Genomic DNA, 212 nt, shown 5'->3' with positions numbered 1-212 from the left:
TCGGCACACTAAATTCTTTGCTTAAAGAGTTAAACTCTTCAATTAAAACCTCATATAAAATGAAGTCCTTTAAAAATGGCTCCCCTTGCAAGACTTGAACTTGCGACATACGGATTAACAGTCCGCCGTTCTACCAACTGAACTAAAGGGGAATTACTTGTCTCAACATCAGGTCTATAAAGACCATTATTTGTTAAGTACCAAATAATGGT

At 36.3% G+C, this 212-nt stretch carries 1 tRNA gene; it reads right to left on the bottom strand.

The annotated features are described in order from the left end of the window. Positions 1-76: 76 nt before the first annotated feature. Positions 77-152: transfer RNA gene (locus tag AB4154_RS22290), tRNA-Asn, on the bottom strand. Between the last annotated feature and the right edge of the window lie 60 nt (positions 153-212).

The organism is Vibrio sp. 10N.286.51.B11, from assembly GCF_041469245.1.
Lineage (GTDB): Bacteria > Pseudomonadota > Gammaproteobacteria > Enterobacterales > Vibrionaceae > Vibrio > Vibrio crassostreae_C.
This window is presented reverse-complemented; position numbering and strand designations above follow the sequence as displayed.